The organism is Dorea sp. YH-dor226 (assembly GCF_039832105.1).
GTDB lineage: Bacteria > Bacillota > Clostridia > Lachnospirales > Lachnospiraceae > Dorea_A.
On sequence record NZ_JBDOHS010000033.1, the window covers coordinates 1 to 4,618 of the forward strand.

Annotated in this window: 5 protein-coding genes and 1 tRNA gene; all 6 read right to left on the reverse strand. The window is 38.4% G+C overall.

What is annotated here, in order from left to right; genetic code table 11:
- Positions 1–376 precede the first annotated feature (376 nt).
- Positions 377–464 (reverse strand) — tRNA-Ser (locus ABE547_RS14525).
- 87 nt (positions 465–551) lie between these two features.
- Positions 552–1,268 (reverse strand): lysophospholipid acyltransferase family protein, encoded by a 717-nt coding sequence (locus tag ABE547_RS14530; protein WP_347379399.1) that lies wholly within the window; start codon positions 1,266–1,268, stop codon positions 552–554.
- Positions 1,265–1,816, reverse strand: coding sequence for a Fe-S-containing hydro-lyase (locus ABE547_RS14535; protein WP_347379400.1), 552 nt, complete (start codon positions 1,814–1,816; stop codon positions 1,265–1,267). The genes ABE547_RS14530 and ABE547_RS14535 overlap by 4 nt, the downstream gene beginning before the upstream one ends.
- A gap of 2 nt (positions 1,817–1,818) precedes the next feature.
- Entirely contained in the window at positions 1,819–2,661 is an 843-nt protein-coding gene (locus tag ABE547_RS14540) for a fumarate hydratase (RefSeq protein ID WP_347379401.1), read from the reverse strand.
- 134 nt (positions 2,662–2,795) lie between these two features.
- Entirely contained in the window at positions 2,796–3,698 is a 903-nt protein-coding gene (gene rbsK, locus ABE547_RS14545) for a ribokinase (RefSeq protein ID WP_347379402.1), read from the reverse strand.
- Between the two features lie 353 nt (positions 3,699–4,051).
- Positions 4,052–4,618: hypothetical protein (locus ABE547_RS14550; protein ID WP_347379403.1), on the reverse strand; the 567-nt coding region annotated here is incomplete at its 5' end.

Here is a 4,618-nt window from a genome sequence, read left to right on the forward strand (position 1 = left end):
GCTGTTACACAGATCCAAAATCAAGTTCGCTCCAGTTCAAGAAAACTACTAGCTTTCTTATCCCTTTTACTGTTATTAGGTTGACATTTTCATGTCTTCGTTCTGAATTTTTCTCTTAAAGAAATCTTCAGGGTTGTTGTCTATTATTTAATTATCAAGGTTCTTTGCTGTCTCGCACGAGTCAGCTTAAACATAATATCATGTGTATTTTTATTTGTCAAGACGTTTTTTAATCTTTTTTCGATTTTTTTCAACATCTTTTTTCACACACAATATCTGGCATTTTGCAACCGTTTTTCTTCTATATATGCTGCGCATGCCTCGGCCATAAAAAACTGTCTGAAACTTTTGTCTCAGACAGTCAATACTGACCAAACGGAGAAAGAGGGATTTGAACCCTCGCGCCGGTCACCCGACCTACACCCTTAGCAGGGGCGCCTCTTCAGCCTCTTGAGTATTTCTCCAGCAGAAGTTATTATACTAAACCTTATTCATCTTGTCAATCACTTTTTTATTTATTTTCTCACAAGCATAGATATGGTTCTATTGTACTATTCTTCTGTATTATTTTTTATTACATTTTCTATCTCACTTTTTACTATAGAGGCAATCTCTGTTGTTTTCATATCTTTATAATCTTCATAATATAATGGCTTCAGAAAATGAACCTGAACTGTTACCGGACTGACAGTATTTGTATCAAACGGTTTAAATGAATCAATCAGTGCAACCGGCACAATCGGACATTTTGCCTTTGTCGCTGCTTTAAAACTTCCTCCTTTAAAATCTCCGGGATGATTGCCATTTTTTGAACGCGTTCCTTCCGCAAATATCAGATAGTTTCTTCCTTTTTTTACTTCATTTGCCACATCCACAATTACCTGCATCGCCTGACGAATATTTTCGCGATCCAGCATATAGGCTCTCATACATGCAAATACCTGTTTCAGAAACTGTATATTGGCAACCTCTTTTTTTGCAACAACAGAAAAAGGCTGAGGACATACGTCAACGATCGCCAGAACATCATATAATCCCTGGTGATTTGGGAAAAACATAAATCCATTTTCTTTTGGAATATTTTCCAGACCGTGTGCATCTATCGTAACATTTCCACCTTTATTCGCTCTGTGACATATAAATTGAAGCATTTTATAATGTTCTTCTTCTGTATACTTTTCCACATGATGTGCATGATAACATAATTTTATCCACATGATTGGAACAAGAAGAATATTGCGAAATACCATTAACAATATTCTTTTCATATCTTTTTATACTCCTCCATTGCAGTTTCATATAGATTATTACCCTGACAATCTACTACAACGATTACAGGAAAATCCTCTACTTCCAGTTTTCGAATTGCTTCTGTTCCAAGATCTTCATAGGCAACTACTTCTGATGATTTAATGCATTTTGACAATAATGCACCTGCTCCTCCTACTGCTGCCAGATATACACTTCCATTTCTTACAATTGCATCTAATACTTCTTTACTTCTCTTTCCTTTTCCTATCATTGCTGTCAGTCCCAGATCAAGAAGTTTTGGTGCATACTTATCCATACGGCTTGCTGTTGTAGGTCCTGCAGATCCAATCGGCCGCCCCTCTCTTGCCGGTGATGGACCCATATAATAAATTGCCTGATTCTTTATATCAATCGGAAGATCTTCTCCTTTTGAAAGTGCTTCGTCCATTCGTTTATGTGCTGCATCTCTTGCAGTATATATGGTTCCTGTAATATATACATAGTCACCGGCATGCAATGAACCGGCAATTTCCTTCGTAATTGGTGCTTTGATATGCTGATCCATACTTATACCTCCCTGATAATATGTCTGTTTACATGACAGCAGATATTGATTCCAACCGGAAGCCCTGCTATATGTGTTGGATAAGTATTCACATTGACTGCAAGGGCAGTCGTTGTTCCTCCAAGCCCTCCCGGCCCGATTCCAAGACTGTTGATCTTTTCAAGCATCTCTACCTCCAGATCCTTTACCCATGGAATGTCTGAATGAGAACCAACTTCGCGAGTCAATGCTTCTTTTGCCATAAGTGCACATTTTTCAAATGTTCCCCCTACTCCGACTCCTACTATCATAGGAGGACAGGCATTAGGACCTGCATCCTTTACCGCCGTCAGAATTGCGTTTTTCACACCTTCTATTCCATCTGCCGGTTTTAACATAAACACACGACTCATATTTTCACTTCCAAATCCTTTTGGAGCAACTTTTATCTTTACTTTATCACCTTTTACAATACTATAATGAATAATTGCAGGCGTATTATCTTTTGTATTTTCACGAATAATCGGATCTCCTACTACAGATTTTCTTAAATATCCTTCCGTATATCCCTGACGTACGCCCTCATTTATCGCATCCTCTAATATTCCGCCTTCAAAATGAACATCCTGACCAATTTCAATAAAGATAACAGCCATTCCCGTATCCTGGCAAATGGGTATCATATCCTCTGCCGCAATTTTTAGATTTTCCTGAAGCTGATTTAAAATCTGCTTTCCGAGAGGTGATTCTTCTGTATCAACCGCTCTTTTCATCGCTGTATCCATATCTTTAGAAAGAAAATGGTTTGCTTCTATACACATCTCTTTGATATGTTTTGTAATCTCTTCTACGTTGATTGTACGCATTCTTTTTCTCCTTTGCGAATAGAATCTGTCTTCTATAATTCTACTCTGTCTGAAACGAATATACAAGATATTAAAAAAATATAGGACGATTACAAGACACACAATTGTAAAAGCCCTATATTATGCCATCATATTTACTCTAATTCTTGAATTCCGGGAATTGATGTCTGTGCACCCTTTTTCGTAACTACAATACCTGATACTTTTTGTCCGAATGCAATTGCTTCCTCTATCGATTCCTCTCTGCTTAATGAAAGTGCAAATGCTGCTGTAAAAGAATCTCCAGCCGCTGTTGTATCTACAACAGGAACTTTTTTAGTTGGAATTATTTTTTCTTCTTTATTCGATACATACAGACATCCTTTTTCACCAAGCGTTACAATCACTGTTTTCACGCCTTTCCCAAGCATTTCTTTAGCACCTTCGATTAACTCTGTCTCTGTTGTCATTGTTCTTCCGGTCAATACCTCTAATTCTGTCTCATTTGGCTTAATATAGTCAATCCCCTTCCAAAAATCATCGGGAAGATCTGCTACTGCAGGTGCCGGATCAAGAATAACCATTTTTTCTTTTTTTACAGCGATTTCTTTTACATATTTAACCGTTTCAACAGGAATTTCCAGCTGCATAATAATAATGTCACTTTCATCAATAAGATCCATATTCTCATCAATCATTTTTTCAGTGACTTCTCCATTAGCTCCTGAAATTACGATTATGGAATTCTGTCCTTCCTCATTCACAGTAATATAAGCCTGTCCGGTATGAACACCTTCCAGACGGCAGATTCCCTTTATATCAACATTCACACTTCTAAGGTTATCCAACATGGCATCTCCAAAAGAATCTGCTCCTACAGCTCCAAGCATCGTTACATCGCCACCCAGTTTTCCTGCTGCATATGCCTGATTGGCCCCCTTTCCTCCCGGTATTAATGATATATCCGTTCCCATAACCGTCTCGCCTGGTTTTGGCATACGAGGCGTCTTTATTACAGAATCCATGTTTAAACTTCCTATTACTAATATTTTCTTCATTTTACAACCTCAATTCATCAATAATTATCAGATTATTATTTTAGATTATACCATACCTGTATAATATGCTGAAGTGAAAAGTTTATTTCCACTTTGAAAAGAGAGAAAAGAAAAGTGGCAATTACTCTTACAAAAATGAGTGATTGCTGCTTTTTTTGTTTTATTAAGTAGAAATAAGTGTTACACTAAACGATGCAAACAACAGGCTACTAAAAAAGAAAGGATTTTTGGACATGACAAAAAAGCGGACTTTAGTCGGTATTTTTAAGCTTGTAGGACTAAATTCCACTTGCTGTGTATGATATTTACTTTCTTTGACAGCCGCCTGTTGTTTTTTGCTTAGGTAGTTTTCCTTACTTGTTTCCCTGCTTGAGCAGGTATGGTTTTAAAATGATTTGATCTTTTTCAATCGGATGGATGCCGAAAGCCAGCAGTTTTTCGTATAGATCCTGATACATAAATTCTGTCAGTTCCAACGGACTTTTATTGCCAAGCAGCTCGCAAGGGGAAGAGTTTACATGGCTGAGGACCAGATTCAGCTCGGACTGGCCGGCCAGCCCGAGTTCTCTCAGATCCGTTCCTTTTGGAAGAATATAACGGAGTTCTATATGTTTATTTTCCAGCGTGCCTTTCTGCCCTGACTGCATTGGATCGCAGTAAAACACCCTTGTCCGTCTTGAGCCTGAGCCATCGCAGGCAGTCTCCATGGCTTCGGCGGCAGAAAACTCCGTCCCGCGATCAGTCAGTAAGACATGGACATATTTGCGGAACAGTTCTGTGCCAAGAATGGATTCCAGTATGTCAATGCCTTCTTTCATGGAAGCGGAGGTTTTCTCATTGTGGTATAAGGACAGGAGGATGCCGGCTCTCACAAATTTAAATGTCTGAAGGAAAGGACCGTTTGTCTCGTCGTTATAGAC

What these genes read in the sequence shown, in the direction of transcription:
- ABE547_RS14535 (WP_347379400.1), bottom strand. Translation starts at nt 1,816, where the DNA reads ATGGATCAGCATATCAAAGCACCAATTACGAAGGAAATTGCCGGTTCA.
- rbsK (WP_347379402.1), bottom strand. Translation starts at nt 3,698, where the DNA reads ATGAAGAAAATATTAGTAATAGGAAGTTTAAACATGGATTCTGTAATA.
- ABE547_RS14540 (WP_347379401.1), bottom strand. Translation starts at nt 2,661, where the DNA reads ATGCGTACAATCAACGTAGAAGAGATTACAAAACATATCAAAGAGATG.
- ABE547_RS14530 (WP_347379399.1), bottom strand. Translation starts at nt 1,268, where the DNA reads ATGAAAAGAATATTGTTAATGGTATTTCGCAATATTCTTCTTGTTCCA.